General features: G+C 37.8%; 16 protein-coding genes. 12 read left to right on the forward strand and 4 right to left on the reverse strand.

Going from position 1 to position 18121, the window contains the following annotated elements:
• Positions 1-15: 15 nt before the first annotated feature.
• Positions 16-1566 (reverse strand): circularly permuted type 2 ATP-grasp protein, encoded by a 1551-nt coding sequence (locus EG365_RS01150; RefSeq protein ID WP_001295011.1) that lies wholly within the window; start codon positions 1564-1566, stop codon positions 16-18.
• A 225-nt stretch (positions 1567-1791) separates the two neighbouring features.
• On the opposite strand from EG365_RS01150, the gene EG365_RS19355 reads away from it, so the two are divergent.
• A complete protein-coding gene (locus EG365_RS19355; RefSeq protein ID WP_000117146.1) occupies positions 1792-2799 on the forward strand; it encodes a helix-turn-helix transcriptional regulator in 1008 nt (335 codons plus the stop codon).
• Between the two features lie 386 nt (positions 2800-3185).
• On the opposite strand, the gene mnmG is transcribed toward EG365_RS19355, so the two are convergent.
• Complete coding sequence (gene mnmG / locus EG365_RS01160; protein WP_000559183.1) at positions 3186-5066, reverse strand: tRNA uridine-5-carboxymethylaminomethyl(34) synthesis enzyme MnmG; 1881 nt, start codon at positions 5064-5066, stop codon at positions 3186-3188.
• 232 nt (positions 5067-5298) lie between these two features.
• Here mnmG and EG365_RS01165 point away from each other — a divergent pair, with 232 nt between their 5' ends.
• The 11 genes from EG365_RS01165 (at position 5299) to EG365_RS01215 (ending at position 15526) form a co-directional block, all read left to right on the forward strand.
• A complete protein-coding gene (locus tag EG365_RS01165) occupies positions 5299-5529 on the forward strand; it encodes a hypothetical protein (protein ID WP_000859008.1) in 231 nt (76 codons plus the stop codon).
• A gap of 156 nt (positions 5530-5685) precedes the next feature.
• Complete coding sequence (gene prmA / locus EG365_RS01170; protein WP_000871703.1) at positions 5686-6591, forward strand: 50S ribosomal protein L11 methyltransferase; 906 nt, start codon at positions 5686-5688, stop codon at positions 6589-6591.
• A gap of 13 nt (positions 6592-6604) precedes the next feature.
• The gene (locus tag EG365_RS01175) at positions 6605-7447 is read left to right on the forward strand and encodes a zinc-ribbon and DUF3426 domain-containing protein (protein ID WP_001003277.1); all 843 of its coding nucleotides are present in this window, start codon (positions 6605-6607) and stop codon (positions 7445-7447) included.
• A gap of 376 nt (positions 7448-7823) precedes the next feature.
• Entirely contained in the window at positions 7824-8093 is a 270-nt protein-coding gene (gene fis, locus EG365_RS01180) for a DNA-binding transcriptional regulator Fis (protein WP_001086304.1), read from the forward strand.
• Between the two features lie 89 nt (positions 8094-8182).
• On the forward strand, positions 8183-9757 hold the full coding sequence (purH, locus tag EG365_RS01185; RefSeq protein WP_000153210.1) for a bifunctional phosphoribosylaminoimidazolecarboxamide formyltransferase/IMP cyclohydrolase: 1575 nt from the start codon (positions 8183-8185) through the stop codon (positions 9755-9757).
• A gap of 125 nt (positions 9758-9882) precedes the next feature.
• Entirely contained in the window at positions 9883-11169 is a 1287-nt protein-coding gene (purD, locus tag EG365_RS01190; RefSeq protein ID WP_001024112.1) for a phosphoribosylamine--glycine ligase, read from the forward strand.
• Positions 11170-11417: 248 nt separating this feature from the next.
• A complete protein-coding gene (locus tag EG365_RS01195) occupies positions 11418-12284 on the forward strand; it encodes a MetQ/NlpA family ABC transporter substrate-binding protein (protein ID WP_000733783.1) in 867 nt (288 codons plus the stop codon).
• 75 nt (positions 12285-12359) lie between these two features.
• Positions 12360-13385, forward strand: coding sequence for a methionine ABC transporter ATP-binding protein (locus EG365_RS01200; protein ID WP_000614025.1), 1026 nt, complete (start codon positions 12360-12362; stop codon positions 13383-13385).
• Entirely contained in the window at positions 13382-14077 is a 696-nt protein-coding gene (locus EG365_RS01205) for a methionine ABC transporter permease (protein ID WP_001205190.1), read from the forward strand. The genes EG365_RS01200 and EG365_RS01205 overlap by 4 nt, the downstream gene beginning before the upstream one ends.
• A gap of 157 nt (positions 14078-14234) precedes the next feature.
• Positions 14235-14966: a hydroxyacylglutathione hydrolase gene (gloB, locus tag EG365_RS01210; protein ID WP_001270570.1), complete on the forward strand. Its 732-nt coding sequence runs from the start codon at positions 14235-14237 to the stop codon at positions 14964-14966.
• Positions 14967-15322: 356 nt separating this feature from the next.
• Positions 15323-15526, forward strand: a complete 204-nt coding sequence (locus EG365_RS01215) for a hypothetical protein (RefSeq protein WP_000758190.1) — start codon at positions 15323-15325, stop codon at positions 15524-15526.
• 235 nt (positions 15527-15761) lie between these two features.
• On the opposite strand, the gene EG365_RS01220 is transcribed toward EG365_RS01215, so the two are convergent.
• Both EG365_RS01220 and EG365_RS01225 read right to left on the reverse strand, forming a co-directional pair.
• Positions 15762-17060, reverse strand: coding sequence for a dicarboxylate/amino acid:cation symporter (locus EG365_RS01220; RefSeq protein WP_000347180.1), 1299 nt, complete (start codon positions 17058-17060; stop codon positions 15762-15764).
• A 428-nt stretch (positions 17061-17488) separates the two neighbouring features.
• Entirely contained in the window at positions 17489-18055 is a 567-nt protein-coding gene (locus EG365_RS01225; RefSeq protein WP_001151708.1) for a TetR/AcrR family transcriptional regulator, read from the reverse strand.
• Positions 18056-18121 lie beyond the last annotated feature (66 nt).

Below are 18121 nucleotides of genomic sequence, written 5' to 3' on the forward strand. Positions count from 1 at the left end.
CTCTTTAACCAACCATTAAGAATGTAGCGTTTCAACGACCCATGTATCTTTAATACCTCCTCCTTGTGAGGAGTTAACGACTAAAGAACCTGCCTGCATGGCTACTCGTGTTAAACCTCCGGGCACAATTTCGGTCCGATAAGGAGAACTGAGTACAAACGGGCGTAGGTCGATGTGGCGCTCAGCCACCCCTGCTGTAGTTAAAGTCGGTGCAACCGATAAAGCCAATGTTGGCTGGGCAATATATTCATGCGGTGTAGCAAGCAGTTTTTGTCTAAATTCATCAATTTCACATGAGCTTGCTTTAGGACCAATTAACATGCCATATCCACCCGATCCTTGAGCTTCTTTAATGACCAATTGATCTAAATGAGCCAGTACATAGTCCAGATGTTCTTTCTCACGGCACTGGTAAGTAGGTACATTCTTCAAAATTGGTGTTTCACCCAAATAATATTGGATCATCTGATCAACATATGGATAAATCGATTTATCATCAGCTACTCCAGTGCCGGGAGCATTGGCAATCACTACGTTTTTCTGTAAATAAGCAGACATTAAACCTGCCACACCTAAAGCACTATCAGGTCTAAATGCAAGTGGATCTAAAAAATCATCATCTAAACGGCGATAAATCACATCAACCTTTTGACGGCCGCGAATCGTTTTTACAAATACTTGATCATTTTCTACAAATAAATCTCGATTGGTGACCAGTGGCACATCCATTTCACGTGCTAAAAAAGCGTGTTCATAATAAGCACTGTTAAAACGTCCTGGCGTTAAGACCACAATAAAAGGCTGATCAATCTCAGAGTTTTCTTGAAGTATTTCTTTTAATAAGCTTGGGTAGTGTTCAATACCTTGCAGATTGTTAGCAGCACAGAGCTCAGGCATGAGTTGTTGACTAATATTCCTGCATTCAATCATATAAGATACGCCAGATGGTGTTCTTAAATTATCTTCAAGTACAAAAAACTCGCCTTCACTGTCACGAATAATATCTATTCCGCTAATTTGAGAATAAATTTTGCCTTTGAGCGTGTGTTTAAGCATATGGGGCTGAAAAGCCTCATGACAAATAATCTGACTTTCCGGAATTAATTGCTCTTTTAAAATATGTTGACCATGATAGATGTCATCTAAAAAATAATTAAGCGCTTTAACTCGCTGTGCACAGCCAGCTGCGATTTTTTCCCACTGTTTTTTTTCAATAACCCTTGGAATGAGATCAAAAGGTATCGTTCTCTCCACTCCCTCCTTATCACCGTATACGTTAAATGTAATGCCGTGATAGAGAAAATGTTGCTTAGCCTCCGCATTTAATTGTTTCAACTCATCCAAAGTACGAATGCTCAGCCATTGTTCAATTTTTTTAGAGGCCACACCATTAGACGTCGCATCATCCAACATCTCATTAAAAAACTGCGATTTTAGTTGTTCAAATAGGTTCGACTGTACGGAAAGATTTTCTATAAACGAAGTTTGGTTAAGTAATGCGTTGGTCGCCTGTTCCTGTATAAAATAATCAATATCGGCTTGTAGGTCTTTCTCTTGTTCTGACATAGCAACCTCGTCTTATCATTTATCTATATTTCATTTTTAAATAAGCAATTTCAGTGCCACTTATATATCTATAATGCTTATTGAATATCATTGTTATAACTTTCTTCTAAATTTTAGCATTGATTGTAAAAGCTGCTATAAACCGAATCTGACAAACTTGCTAAATCTGTAAAGTTTTTTTATTGTGTTGACACCAAAGCAATTGGATATAGATGTATTACGCTTATGTCTGTAACAGAAAAAGAAACTTCAAATAGTTTATATCGCCAATGGCAGATTCTATCTCGCCTTCCTACCGGTAAATGGATCGGAACTCGAGAATTGCAAGAAATGCTTGAGCGTGAAGGTATTGAAATCAGTTTAAGGACTATTCAGCGTGATTTAAACCAAATTGCTCAGCGTTTTCCAATTGAAAGTAATAAAGCTGTACCTCAAGGCTGGCGTTGGCAATCAGATGCACCAATTCAAAGCTTACCGCATATGACAAGCTCTCAAGCTGTAACTTTTATGATGGTTGAGGAACATCTCAAACATTTACTTCCACCCAGTCTACTTGATGAGATGGGGCCTTGGTTCGATTTGGCAAAACGTAGTCTATCTACACAAAATAATGTAAGACAGTGGATTAATCGTGTCCGTATTGTGCCAGCAAGCCAACCTCTTATTCCACCTGTAGTGGACCGTGCCGCTCAGCAGGCAATTTATGAAGGTCTACTACAAGACAAACAGATTGAGTGTGTCTATCGGGCCCGTGTAAATCAAGGCGAAGATAAAACTTATATTTTAAATCCTCTTGCTTTGGTCCAAAAAGGTGCTGTGATTTACTTAATTTGTACGCGCCATGATAAAACTGAAGTACAAACATTTGCCTTGCACCGATTCAAATCTGCTAAAGTTTTAGAAAGTCGGGCTTTACACCCTGTCAATTTCGATATTGACCATTATATTGACTCAGGGGCTTTAGGTTTCAGAGTAGATTACAACCAACCCACTGAATCTATTCAGCTTACTTTAACCATGACCGAGCAAACTGCTAAAACTTTTTATGAAAGTCAGTTAAGTAAAGATCAGACCATTACCCCAATTGAAGAAAATATTGTCGAAGTTACGGCGACCGTTCCATTTACGTCCCAACTCGTATGGTGGTTACGGAGTTTTGGTAAAAAACTGCTTCATATTGAGCCAGCCCAAGTACACAATGCTGTGCGAGAAATTGAGCCTGATAGCAAATAATCAGTAGATATAAAAAAGAGAACCATATGGTTCTCTTTAGATTTTGAATTGTAATTTTCTTAATTTTATATTGGCATTTATACTTTTATTTATTTTCAGATCAATATGTTTTCCCCCACCAAAAATGATCTGCTCTTTCTTTTGCGCTATGTTGAACATGAGCATTGGCATGCCATTTCATATCCATTGTAGCGAATTGATTTCATTGTCATGTTTAAAGCCCTCTTGTTTGAACGTGAATTTAATATAACTTTCGCTTTAAAACTTGTGAAATAAGAAAAAAAGGATGCAAAATCTCTTTTGATGCTTAGGAAAATTCCAGATATTTTTTGATCAGAAAATAAAAAAGCCCAGTCTTAACCGGGCTTTTTTACACGCTTAAATAATTAAGCCGTTTTTTTCGTCATATTATTTTTACGAATCGTGATCATTACAAGCTGAACAGCAGCTGGGGTAACACCAGGAATACGGCTCGCTTGAGCTAATGTTTCCGGGCGAACTGTTTTCAACTTCTGAGTAATTTCGCGAGATAAACCTGAAACGACGTCATAATCAAAATCAGCAGGAATTTTAGTTTCTTCAAGACGTTTTAATTGAGCCACATCTTCATGCTGACGGTTGATATAACCTTCATATTTAACAGCAATTTCAATTTGCTCACCGACTTGCTGTGATACTTCAGAACCTGTAAGTTCCGCAATTTGGCCAAAATTAATATTAGGACGTTTAAGCAAGTCAATCGCACTACATTCTTTACTTAAATCAGCACCTGTCATTTCAACAAACTTTTTACCCATTGGGTTGTTAGGTGCCGCCCATAAATGTTGTAGACGAGATGTTTCGCGCTCAACAGCTTCCATTTTTTCGCAATAAGCTGCCCAACGAACATCATCAACCAAACCAAGCTCACGACCAATAGTTGTTAAACGTTGATCGGCATTATCTTCACGTAACATCAAACGATATTCCGCACGTGAAGTGAACATACGGTATGGCTCTTTCGTACCTAGGGTAATCAAGTCGTCAACCAATACACCCATATAAGCTTGGTCACGTTTAGGTGTCCATTCTTCTTGTTCCCATGCACGGCGTGCAGCATTCAAGCCTGCAAGTAAACCTTGGGCACCAGCTTCTTCATAACCGGTAGTACCATTAATTTGCCCTGCAAAATACAAGCCGTTAATTGCTTTAGTTTCTAGGGTAAATTTCAAAGCTTGCGGGTTGAAATAGTCATATTCGATTGCATAACCCGGACGTAAGATATGGGCATTTTCCATACCGCGAATCGAGCGCACAAGTTCAAACTGAACATCAAATGGTAATGAAGTCGAAATACCATTTGGATAAAGCTCATGTGTATCAAGGCCTTCTGGCTCTAAGAATACCTGATGCGAGTCTTTATCAGAGAAACGATGAATCTTATCTTCAATTGAAGGACAGTAACGTGGACCTACCCCTTCAATAACACCGGTATACATTGGTGAACGGTCTAAGCCACCACGAATAATGTCATGAGTTTTTTCGTTAGTATGCGTGATATAGCAGTTCACTTGTTCTGGGTGCATAGACACATCACCCATGAACGACATTACCGGAGACGGGAAGTCGCCTGGTTGTGGTGTCATAACAGAAAAATCAACTGAACGTGCATCAATACGTGGAGGTGTACCTGTTTTTAAACGGCCTACCGGTAATTTCAACTCACGAAGACGCTGAGCAAGAGCAATAGAAGGAGGATCACCAGCACGACCGCCGCTTGATTTCTCTAAACCAACGTGAATAACACCGCCCAAGAATGTACCAGTAGTTAACACAACAGTTTTTGCATCAAAGCGGATACCCATTTGGGTCACAACACCCTTAACTGTATCGCCTTCAACAATCAGGTCATCAGCCGCTTGTTGGAAAATATCAAGATTTGCTTGATTTTCTAAGGTCTCACGAATCGCAGCTTTATAGCGAACACGGTCAGCCTGAGCACGCGTTGCACGTACTGCTGCACCTTTACGCGAGTTTAAAATACGGAATTGAATACCGCCTTTATCGGCAGCTAAAGCCATTGCACCGCCAAGCGCATCAATTTCACGAACTAAGTGCGACTTACCAATGCCACCAATTGCTGGGTTACAGCTCATCTGACCCAAAGTCTCAATGTTATGGGTCAAAAGCAAAGTCTGTCGTCCCATACGCGCAGCAGCAAGCGCCGCTTCCGTACCTGCGTGACCGCCACCGATAACGATAACATCATAAACTTTAGGATAGTGCATGAGTACAAAAACACCAGAAAAAAAAGACGGAACATTATAGCAAAATTATCTGCTTATAGATGTACATAATTACAAAATTGTCGTGACATGATTTACGGTAAGCCACATGTTTTGACATTTTGTTTCATGAATTCAATACAAAGTGAATGTTTTTAAAACTTTTTCATTTTAGAATAAAAAACGTACAGCACTTCTATGACTTTAAAATTAACGCAACTAGAAGGAACACAAAATGAAAACGACCATGTTGAAAATCTTAACAGCATCTCTAATTTGTTTTTCAGGCGTCACTTTTACACACGCTGCTGACACGAGCAAAGCCGAAACTCAAAAACAAATTCGAGTGTGTGCAAAAAAACAGCAAGGTGAATGGGTTTCTTACAATCACAACGGTGTAACCTTTAATGGTACTTGCCAGCCGAACGAAAATGGCAAATTACAATTCAAGGCCCCTGCTCCTTAATACAGTTTTGACTTAAGATATAGAGAAATCGTTTTATATTCTTCTATATCACATCATCATTTTCAAAAAGCGGTCCATTAAAGATGGGCCGTTTTCTTTTTTAAACTACTCTAGTCGGCTACAATATGCCTTTAAATAAAATTTTAGGTCCTTTTCGTGAAGTGGTTACAAATACACATTACCGTTGATCAAGAACAAGTTGAATTCACAGAAACACTTTTAATGTCTCTAGGTGCGGTAAGCGTAACTTTGGATGATGCCGAAGATCAGGCTTTACTGGAACCATTACCAGGTGAAACACCACTCTGGAACAAAGTCATTGTTACTGGTATTTACCAACAAGACGAACAAGACCCAATTGATGTTGATACTTTAGAAGCTTTCTTAAAAGCACAACTTCCAGATGTGCCGATGCGTCATGAAGAACTTGAAGATCAAGTTTGGGAACGCGCATGGATGGATTATTATGAACCAATTCAGATCGGGGAAAAATTCTGGATTGTTCCTGAATGGTTAGAGCCACCAGAAGCAGATGCTACAAATATTAAGCTTGACCCAGGCCTTGCTTTTGGTACAGGTAATCATGCAAGTACTTTCTTATGCTTACAATGGTTAGGTAAAACTGATGTTAAAGATAAGATCGTGATTGATTATGGCTGTGGCTCAGGCATTTTAGGTGTTGCAGCTTTATTATTAGGCGCTAAGAAAGTCTATGCGACAGACATCGACCCACAAGCAGTTTTAGCAACTAAACAAAATGCAGAACTCAATGGTGTATTAGACCGTTTATATGTAGGTCTTCCTGAAGAGTTTGATCAAGAATTCAAACCTCAACAAGCAGATGTTTTAGTCGCAAATATTTTAGCGGGTCCTTTAATGGCACTTGCGCCAGAGTTCGCAAAATTACTTAAATCTGATGGTGATTTCGCACTTGCTGGTGTAATCGAAGAGCAAGTTGCTGATGTTTCAGGTGTTTATTCTGAATTTTTTGATATATTAGATGTCGAAAAGCGCGAAGAAAACTGGTGCCGCATTTCAGGAAAACGTAAAACAACAAATTGAGATGTTTTAACTCATGAATGAAAAACAAACCCGCTGCCCTAAGTGTCTAACAGTTTATAAAGTTTCTCTTACTCAGTTAACTGTTGCTCAGGGTATGGTTTGTTGCCCTAAATGTAATTTAAATTTTAATGCTCTGACTAATTTAGTAAATGTTGAGCAGCCGGAAACGGTAAACTCATCTGCTTTAGCTCATGGCTCTATGCAAACACGATATATGACCCATTCTCATGTGTTAGATATCTTTGATCAAAAAGTTGAAAACTCTAATATTGATCTTTTGACTTATTTGAATAATTTAAATTACTTCCATAATGAACCTATTAATGCTCTTCCTAATCTTAATTTGGCTGAGCAAGCAACCTCTCCTGAACAAGATAACGGTAAAAAGCATAGCTGGTTGTACTATACGCTTTGGAGTTCTGCAAATCTGATTCTGATTTTGGTTTTTACTTTTCAGATTCTTTGGTTTAACCCTAAACTCATGCAACAAAGCCCTGCGATTAGCCATGCATTTAATTATGTTTGTCAAATATTGCATTGCAACAAGTCAGCTGAACAATATCAACTTCTTTATATAGAAAAGGTAAAGCTACGTAAAATTGGTACAGAGCATACTCAACTTTCAGGTGTTCTCATAAATCAGAATAATAAAAGTATTGAGTTGCCCAACCTAAAACTCAGCTTTGGCAAAGAAACCGATCAAGAAGAAATCATTTTTACCCCTCAACAATACTTGGTCGAAAACTTACGGGGTATTCAACGCATTCCGACCAATACACCTTTTAGATTCCAAGTTGAGCTAAATAAAAGCAAAAAAAGCCTAGTAAATTATCGATTAGAAATTGTCCACCCCTAATTTGTAAAAAAAGTGAAAAAAAATTAAAAAAAAATGCAGTTAATTTGCTCACTTTTTCCTAGACAATGGTATGATACGCGCCACGAAAGCTTTGACTCATATACTCCTCGCTCTCAATTCAAAAAATATACTGTTAAGCATGTGTGCTTTTCTACATTAAGCGCATAGCCTAACTTTTTTTGTTTTTGAGGGGGCTGTAACAAATATTTAATTATTGTTACGCTTATTTTTTACTCAATACGAAGAAATATGGCAAGCTAATTGTTCTTATGTTTTAGAGTCACTGTTTTAGGATCTAAAACAGGACTCCGTATTTTTAGACCACATTTATATACTACTTTACCCAAGCTAGTATTTGATTTTCGGATTAACTCGCATGAATAGCAAATCTCCTATTTTTACTGCACAATCTGATGTTGCTCTTCGCATCCACGTGGATCGCGCAGTTCGCCATTATTTTGCACAATTGCAAGGTGAGCAACCATCTCAGGTATATGACATGGTGCTAGCAGAAATGGAGAAACCTCTTTTATCTGTAGTTCTAGAATATACTCGTGGTAACCAAACACGTGCCGCAGAAATTCTTGGACTCAACCGTGGCACTTTACGTAAAAAGTTAAAAGCTCACGGTTTAATGAGTGAATAAATGATAAAATGCTCACGGCTTCGTGGGCATTTTTTTTGTGCTTCTAATTGGTTTTAATCCGTAGACTTGAAATTGTTGACTTGAACATCATGACTATTAAACGTGCTTTGATTTCTGTATCAGACAAAACAGGAATTGTCGAATTTGCTCAAAACCTTGCAGCTTTAGGGGTAGAATTATTATCTACAGGCGGCACATACAAGTTGCTTAAAGATAATAATATTGCTGTTGTTGAAGTATCTGAACATACCGGTTTCCCGGAAATGATGGATGGCCGTGTTAAAACACTACATCCAAAAATTCATGGCGGTATTTTGGCTCGTCGTGGTCTAGACGAAGCTGTTATGCAAGAACACAACATCGATCCAATCGATTTAGTTGTCGTTAACCTTTACCCATTTGCGGCTACAGTAGCTAAACCTAACTGTTCTCTTGCTGATGCTATCGAAAATATCGACATCGGTGGTCCAACAATGGTACGTGCTGCTGCTAAGAACCATGCATCTGTCGGTATTGTGGTAAATGCTTCAGATTACGATACAGTTATTAGCGAATTAAAAGCTTCTGGTTCACTTTCTTACGAAACACGCTTCGATTTAGCGGTTAAAGCATTTGAACATACAGCTCAATATGACGGCATGATTGCTTCTTACTTAGGCGCTCGCGTTGGTAAGGCCGAAGGTGAAGCAGATTTATTCCCTCGTACGTTCAACACCCAATTAAACAAAGCACAAGATTTACGTTACGGCGAAAATCCACACCAATCTGCTGCTTTCTATGTTGAAGCAAATGCAAAAGAAGCTTCTGTTTCTACTGCAAAACAATTACAAGGCAAAGAATTGTCTTATAACAACATTGCTGATACTGATGCTGCCCTTGAGTGCGTGAAATCATTTGCAAAACCAGCTTGTGTCATCGTAAAACATGCTAACCCTTGTGGTGTTGCCGTTTCTTTAGACGGTATTAAAGCTGCTTATGATTTAGCTTACGCAACAGATCCAGAATCTGCTTTCGGCGGTATTATTGCATTTAACCGTGAGTTAGATGTTGCTACTGCTCAAGCAATTGTAGATCGCCAATTCGTTGAAGTAATTATTGCTCCAAGTATTGCTGATGGTGTACTTGAAGTTACTGGCGCGAAGAAAAATGTTCGTGTTTTAGTATGTGGTGAATTACCTGCAATTGATGCACGTGCTCCACAACTTGACTATAAACGCGTTAACGGCGGCTTACTTGTTCAAGACCAAGACTTGGGCATGATCACCAAAGATGATCTTAAAGTTGTGACTAAACGTGCACCAACAGAACAAGAAATTGATGACCTTATTTTCGCATGGAAAGTTGCGAAATACGTAAAATCAAACGCTATTGTTTATGCCAAAAACCGTCAAACTATTGGTGTAGGTGCTGGCCAAATGAGCCGTGTTAACTCAGCACGTATCGCAGCAATTAAAGCTGAGCATGCTGGTCTGGTTGTTGAAGGCGCAGTTATGGCATCTGATGCATTCTTCCCGTTCCGTGACGGTATTGATAATGCAGCGAAAGCTGGCATTAAATGCATTATTCAACCGGGTGGTTCTATGCGTGATGAAGAAGTTATTGCAGCTGCTGATGAAGCTGGAATTGCAATGGTCTTCACTGGTATGCGCCATTTCCGCCACTAATTTAAATCTAGTCCTCCCTAACCCTCCTTTTATTCAGGAGGGTTTTCCACAATAATGGAACTATCTCTCCACCTTGAGAAATAGAGGGGGATGAAAAAGGATTAAAGTTAAGGAACAAATTAAAAATGAATATTTTAGTTTTAGGTAGTGGTGGTCGTGAGCATGCTTTAGCATGGAAAATCGCGCAAGATGCCAAAGTTACTCAAGTTTTCGTTGCGCCTGGTAACGCAGGAACTGCAACAGAACCAAAATGCGTTAACGTTCAGCTCGATATTTTAGACAACCCGGCAATTATTGCTTTTGCTAAAGAAAATAATGTTGAACTGATTGTTGTTGGCCCAGAAGCGCCATTAGTAAATGGTGTTGTTGATGCTGCACGTGAAGCAGGCGTAAAAATTTGGGGACCTACTCAATATGCAGCACAGCTTGAAGGCTCAAAAGCATTTGCTAAGCACTTTTTAAAACGCCACAACATCCCAACTGCTTTTTATGAAGTATTTACGGAAGTTGATGCAGCAAAAGCTTATGTTGAAAAAAATGGTGCACCAATTGTAATTAAAGCTGACGGTCTTGCGGCTGGTAAAGGCGTTATCGTTGCAATGACCAATGAAGAAGCTTTTGCAGCAATTGATGACATGCTTGCAGGCAACAAATTTGGTGATGCAGGCTCACGTGTTGTAATTGAACAGTTCCTTGCTGGTGAAGAAGCTTCTTTCATTTGTATGATTGACGGTAAAAACATTTTACCAATGGCAACTTCACAAGATCACAAACGTATTTTTGAAGGTGACCAAGGTCCTAACACAGGTGGTATGGGTGCCTACTCTCCTGCTCCAGTTGTGACTCCAGACGTTTTTGAGCGTGTAATGAATGAAATTATGCGCCCAACTGTTGATGGTATGGCTGCTGATGGACATGTTTATACTGGCTTCTTATATGCTGGTTTAATGATTGATGAACAAGGTCAACCACGCGTAATTGAGTTTAACTGCCGTTTCGGTGACCCGGAAACTCAACCTATCATGATGCGTTTGAAGTCATCTCTTGTTGATTTGGTTGAAGCAGGTATCGCAGGTAACTTACCAAGCGAAGCAGAATGGGATGAGCGTAAGTCAATCGGTATTGTACTTGCAGCAGAAGGTTACCCAGACAGCGTGCGTAAAGGTGACGTTATCTCAGGTATCGGTCAATCACCAGAAGATACTAAAATCTTCCATGCAGGCACTGCTACTCGTGAAGATGGCCATATCGTTACTTCTGGCGGACGTGTACTTTGCGTGACTGCTCTAGGTGACAGCGTTCTTGAAGCACAAATCAATGCTTTAGAAGTATGTGGGCAAGTAACCTTCACAGGTATGCAATACCGCAGTGACATTGGTTACCGTGCTATTGCTCGTGAAAAAGCTGAATAAAAATTTAAATAGTAAAAAAGCTCTCTTATGAGGGCTTTTTTATTTTGCTTATTCACTTATCACAAATATTCATATTAATCTTAATTTTTATTCAATTCTGATTAATAAGATCGAAACATGTCCACTATATTGAATATGTTTTTATTGTTATGATTGGTTAAACCGTTGGAACTTTCAACATCACCAATTTTCCCAGCTGAGAGCCAACCTGAATGGTTGAGATCTCTCATAATCAGGACTTTTTTTACATGAAAAAGCTGATCAGTCTTTTTTTAAGCGTGTCTGTAGTATTACTTGCAGCTTGCGGCAAACAGCAAAATGAACCACAAAATGGCAAAGACTCTGCTCAGTTACAAACTGTAGTCATTGCTTCTACTCGTTCTGACGCTGATATTTGGCGCTATATTGCAACTTTACCGGAAACTAAAGCTGCCGGTCTTAAACTTGAGGTGAAAAACTTCACTGATTATGTTGCAATGAATACAGCTACTGCAAACAAAGAAGTTGACCTAAATGCATTCCAATCTTATGCCTACCTTGTTGCATTTAATGCTTCAAATAAAGATAAGATTGCTCCTGTTGCTACAACTTATCTTGAACCAATGGGTATTTACTCAAGTAAATACAAAAAAGTTGATGAGTTCCCTCAAGGTGCAAGCATTGCTATTCCTAATGATGCAGCGAACGAAGCTCGTGCATTGTTATTGTTACAAAGCGCAGGTCTAATCAAGCTTAAAGCTGACTTTGATCCAGCGAAAGGCACTCCAAGCGATATTACTGACAACAGCAAAAAAATTGACATTAAACCAATTCAGATGGCAACTGCTGTTCGTGTAAAAGACGAAGTTGATGCAATTGTTTTAGGTAATACTTTAGCAATGGAAGGTGGTTTAAATGTGCTTAAAGATTCTATCTATTATGAGCCAGTTGACCAAAGCACAAAGCTGAATGTAAATATTCTTGCAACTGCTGAATCACGTAAAGATGACCCTGTTCTTCAGAAAGTTGGTCAGCTTTACCACACTGAAGCTGTTAAAAAATACGTTGAACAGCACTTTGGTGGTACAAAAGTTGACGTGAATCAGCCAATCAGCTACCTCACGCAAGCTAAATAGTAATATAATAGCTGCAACGCGAAACAGGCAAAGACTCTTTGCCTGTTTTTTCTTTTTAGCATAGTTTTTGACGACATGATTCAATTTAAAAACATTTCAAAGCACTATCAGCTTAAAGGCCAAACTATACGTGCACTGGACCAAATTAATTTGGAAATTCCTGAAGGCAGTATTTTCGGCATTATTGGCTATAGTGGTGCAGGTAAAAGTACTTTAATCCGCCTGATTAACTTACTTGAACGACCAAATGAAGGTCAGGTTATCATTAATCAAAAGGACTTCACTGCTTTGGATGCGCGTTCATTACGTCAGGAACGTGCAAATATTGGTATGATTTTTCAGCACTTCAATTTGCTTCAAACCAAAACAGTTGCTGAAAATATTGAAATGCCAATGCGTCTGCTAAATTACAGCAAAGCAGAACGTGAAAAGCGTTTAAATGAGTTACTTGAATTCATTGATCTTAAGCATAAAAAAGATGCTTATCCAGATGAGCTTTCTGGCGGTCAGAAACAACGTGTTGGTATCGCTCGTGCTTTAGCCAACCACCCTAAAATTCTTTTGTGTGATGAGGCCACCTCTGCCCTCGACCCACAAACGACAAAGTCGGTTTTAGAATTATTAAAGAAAATTAACCAAGAGCAAAAAATCACAATCGTCATGGTAACTCATGAAATGGATGTGATTGAGACTGTATGTGACCATGTTGCTGTCATGGAAGCTGGTAAAGTGATTGAGCAAGGCTCAACCATTGATATCTTTAGTAATCCACAACATCCGACAACTAAAAACTTTATACAAACTGTTTTACATCAGCAGTTGCCTGTAAATATTTTAAATCAACTTGAAAACCAGCATCATCACAGCATTTATTGCTTACAGTTCTTAGGGCGTTCAGCACAAGAGCCTGTGATTCAGTCGCTTATTAAACAATTTGATATTAGTTTAAATATCTTATTTGCCAATATGACTGAAATTAACGGCACCGTCATTGGTCAGATGTTTGTACAGCTTTTAGGTGATCCACAGTTGATTCGTCAGGCGATTGAGTTTTTAGAGAAAAATGAAGTGAGTGTAGTTCAATCAGGAGATCAAGTATGAGAGATTTAATCGTACAGTGGTTAACTGAACTTACTCAACCTTTCTGGCACAGTTCACTTTCAATTGACCAGTTTGTAACTGCGTTACAAGAAACCTTCCATATGGTGTTCTTTGCGCTTTTATTTGGTGGTATTTGGGGCTTTATCCAAGGGATTATTCTACTTGTAACCCGCCCAGAAGGCATTTTGCCAAATAAATTCATTTATCATTTACTCAACCCAATTGTAAATGCTTTACGTTCTCTGCCATTTATTATTTTACTTATTGCAGTTATTCCACTGACCAAATTATTGGTAGGAACTTCAATTGGTACATGGGCAGCGATCGTTCCTTTAACAATTTACGTTGGGCCATATATGGGACGTCTTATTGAGACTTCCCTGCTTGAAGTAAATGAAGGAATTATCGAATCTGCTCAAGCTATGGGTGCAACTCCTTGGCAGATTATTTCGCGCTTTATCTTACCTGAAGCTCGTAGTTCGCTTATTTTGAACTTAACGACTGCTACGATTAGCCTTATTGGTGCAACCGCTATGGCTGGTGCAGTTGGTGCTGGTGGTATTGGTGACTTGGCAATTTCTTATGGCTATCAACGTTTTGATACAAGCGTCGTTATTTTAACGGTTATTGTATTATTACTTTTGGTACAAATCGTTCAAATGCTAGGAAATTGGCTCGCAAAAATGCGCTAATTGAACTCCTACAAAAGCCCTCTTCCATGAGGGCTTTTTTATTTTAGAGAGTCTAATTTATAGAGCATTTTATTAGACACGTTACTCAAGGTAATTTCTGTTATTATCAAAATTAGCCCGTAGATACTGCTTTTGGATTTAGTTTCAGGATAAAAAAATGCGTTATAGAATTCATTATATTGATGTGCAAAATGCCCTACAAAACTATATCTGGATTTTAGAAGATACTGAGACTCATGAAGCTGTTGCAGTTGATCCAACAGAGGCTGAGTTAGTCACCCACTTTTGCCAAGAACATCAATTAACTCTAAAACAGATTTGGCTTACCCATTGGCATAAAGACCATATCGGCGGTGTTGCTGATTTAACGGCTAACACGTCTATGGCGGTATATGGCCCAAGAGATGAACTAAGTAAAATCCCTGGCATTACTCATCCCTTACAACACGATGATCATCTAAAATTTAATGATTTAAATGTAGAGATTATTGCAACACCCGGCCATACCTTAGGTCATATTGTATATTTTATTGAAGAGCTTAATGCCCTCTTTTGTGGAGATACTTTGTTTGCAATGGGATGCGGTCGGCTATTTGAAGGTACAGCAGAACAAATGTACCACTCACTAAATCGTCTTGCTGCACTACCCACTGCAACCAAAGTGTATTGCACACATGAATATACACTTTCTAATGCGGAATTTGCCTTGAGTGTAGAACCTGAAAACCACGCACTGCAAGAACGTGCTGAACAAGTCCGCATGCTTCGTCAAGAAGGTAAAATTACCTTGCCAAGTAGTATTGAACTTGAACTAGCAACAAATCCGTTTTTACGTGCTGAAAGTGTAGATGAGTTCGCTCACTTACGTAGCTTAAAAGACAATTTTTAAAATTATAAGCTTTCAACCAAGATACAGTTTAATTTTAAGAACTGTATCTTTTTGAATAAAGCATGTTGCATGAAATTATTTTTTACATTTATTGTTTTTAGATTAATTTAAATTGATTAAATTTCAACCCAATACCATTATTTTAAAATATATATAAAAAACAAAAGCTTAGGATTTATAAATATTCAGATTAATTACATAAAAACTTAATAAATTTATAAAATGAAGGATATTGCTTTATCTATTTTACTTTTTTTACAAGATGCAAAATAAAACAAAGTTTTCCCCCTTTAAAAAATTCGAGTAAATCCCTATTAATAAATAAGGTGTAAGACACGGATAGAAGGAGTTCTCACGTGAAAAAGGTTGTTAAAGCGAAAAATTTAATTGCGTTCCGTATTTGGTTAGAAAAATTAGGGTATTCGGTTAAAAACCTTGCTGATGGAAAAGGTTTTACTTTCAGTTTTAAAAAAGAATATGGCTTAGTGACCTGTGATTTGGCAGGTAATGCTTTAGCAATGCAGTTAGGTGAAGAATTTGAGGATCACTTAAAAGCATAAACCTAAGCTAGTTTATATACTATTTTTATAGTGTAGATAACTCAAAAGTTCTGCTTTTTAAAAAGTAGTTCTATACGAAAATTTGTGAAATTTTTATAGTGGCTTTCCTTAATAACTATTAATGAGTATATAGTTTTTAAATTATATTTTTTTGATCATTAAATAATAAAACCTGTAGCACAGCACCTCTCCCGATTTGCCAGTTGCTACAGGTTTTTTATTTCGAATTAAAAAATTAATTCGTTTTCGATTTGCGTAAAGCTTTATCTAGAACGTCCTTGTCCAGAGCTTTGTCCCAACGGGCAACCACAATGGTTGCACATGCATTACCAATTAAATTGGTTAATGCACGACACTCCGACATAAAACGGTCAATACCTAAAATAAGCGCCATACCTGCCACTGGTACAGCAGGTACTACCGATAAAGTAGCTGCGAGTGTAATAAAGCCTGCGCCCGTTACCCCTGCCGCACCTTTAGAACTCACCATTGCCACTAAAAGCAATGCAACCTGCTCACCAATTGATAAATCAACATTACATGCTTGTGCAATAAATAAAGCCGCCATAGTCATATAGATGTTAGTTCCATCAAGGTTAAATGAGTAACCTGTCGGAATGACTAGACCTACTACAGATTTTTCACAACCTGCTTTTTGCATTTTATCCATTAAAGATGGTAAAGCAGCTTCAGAAGAACTTGTACCTAGAACTAACCAGAGTTCGTCTTTGATGTAACGAATTAAATCGATAATTGAAAAGCCATTGTAGCGTGCTACAGCCCCTAAAATGATTAATACGAACAGCACTGCCGTGATATAGAAGGTCATAATCAATAGTAATAAATTACCGATTGATTCAATTCCATACGCACCGATAGTAAATGCCATAGCACCAAAAGCTCCAATTGGTGCAAGTTTCATTAACATGCCAACCAAATAGAAAACCGGAGCCGTGAGGTTATTTAAAAAATCAGTAATTGGACGTGCACGGTCACCCAATGCAGCTAAAGAAATACCAAATAGGACTGCCACAAATAGAACCTGCAAAATTTCACCACCAGCAAGCGGACTCACTAATGTTTGCGGGATAATATTCATGAAAAAGTCAGTGATATTTGTAGCATGAGCCTTTTCAACGTAACTATTTACTTTATCGTTGACTAAGGTTGCCGGGTCAATATTTAGGCCTTTACCAGGTTGAATGATATTAGCCACAATCATACCAACCACAAGCGCAAGGCTAGAGAAAGTAAGGAAATATAGCATTGCCTTACCTGTCACTCGCCCAACTCGACTCATGTTCGTCATGCTGGCAATACCGGTAACCACTGTCAAAAAGATTACGGGAGCAATAATCATTTTGACGATTTTGATGAATGCATCACCAAGCGGTTTTAAGCTTTCGCCAAGTTCTGGGTAAAAATGACCAATTAAAATGCCCAAAATAATTGCAAAGATGACCTGTACATACAAAATTTGATGAAACTTTTGTTTTTTCTGTACCGTTTCTTGGTCAAGGGTATTGAAATCCATTATCTAAATACCTTTTCGATGGGGATAAAAAAATAAAATATAAAGCGTGCACCACAAGCTGCTTTAAATGAAGTGGAGCCATTGTAAAGAATAAAAAACACCCTGTGTCATAAATTTAAAAAATGTAAAATTTAAAAACCATGCATATTTTTGTATAGAAAATATTTATCTCAATAAGTTTCATAAAACTAAAAGTCTTTAAAAATTTACATAAATGCATGTTTATAAAATAATTTAATTAATTACATCATGCATTATCTATGTTTATTTTTGATTTTTAAATAGGCAGAACAAGTATTTCAAAAATAAATGATTAACTCATCCTCATATCAATCTTAAATTATGAGAATTTATTTTTTAAATAATAAGAAAGATTGATATATATTTATTTAATAAAAACAAGGGACTAGTCTTTTTATAGATTTTATCTACTTATTTTTTATAAAAAGACGGTTTAAAAGATCATATACATACTCAAGACTAAGTTCATGATTGGTGAATAAAATTCGAAATAACATAGGTGCAATCACTGCCTCGATGATTACCTGATTAGGTATAGTAAGCTCATTACGTAATTTTGCCCTGTTTTGAATAATATCGAGCTGCTGGATAATTAAAGTCTCACATTTACGGGCATTAGAATCCGAGTTTGATGTATAGAGTACATCTCGCAATAAGTCTTGCCCAACCTCTGAAGCATATTCTTCAAAATATTGCTCAACCCATGCTGTAATATCTTGTTGGAACGAACCTAAATCTTTGGGTTCCATGTCAGGTTTGAGTTCATTTAAAGCTACATCTGAAAATAATTGATTGATGTCACCCCATCGACGGTAAATGGTTGAAGGTGTAACCCCTGCCTGCACTGCAATCATAGGAATAGTAATTTGGCTTTGCTCAAAATCTTTTTGTAGTTCTTTTACAGCTTGATGCACCGCAGTTTGTATTCTTTCGCTGCGTCCACCAGGGCGTAATCCAGTAACAACTTTTGCCATTTATAAACTCTGTAAAGGGATCAAAAAATTTATAAATATTTATAACTATATACAAAATACACTAAA

It is taken from the genome of Acinetobacter sp. FDAARGOS_494 (assembly GCF_003812225.1).
Classification (GTDB): Bacteria; Pseudomonadota; Gammaproteobacteria; order Pseudomonadales; family Moraxellaceae; genus Acinetobacter; species Acinetobacter baumannii.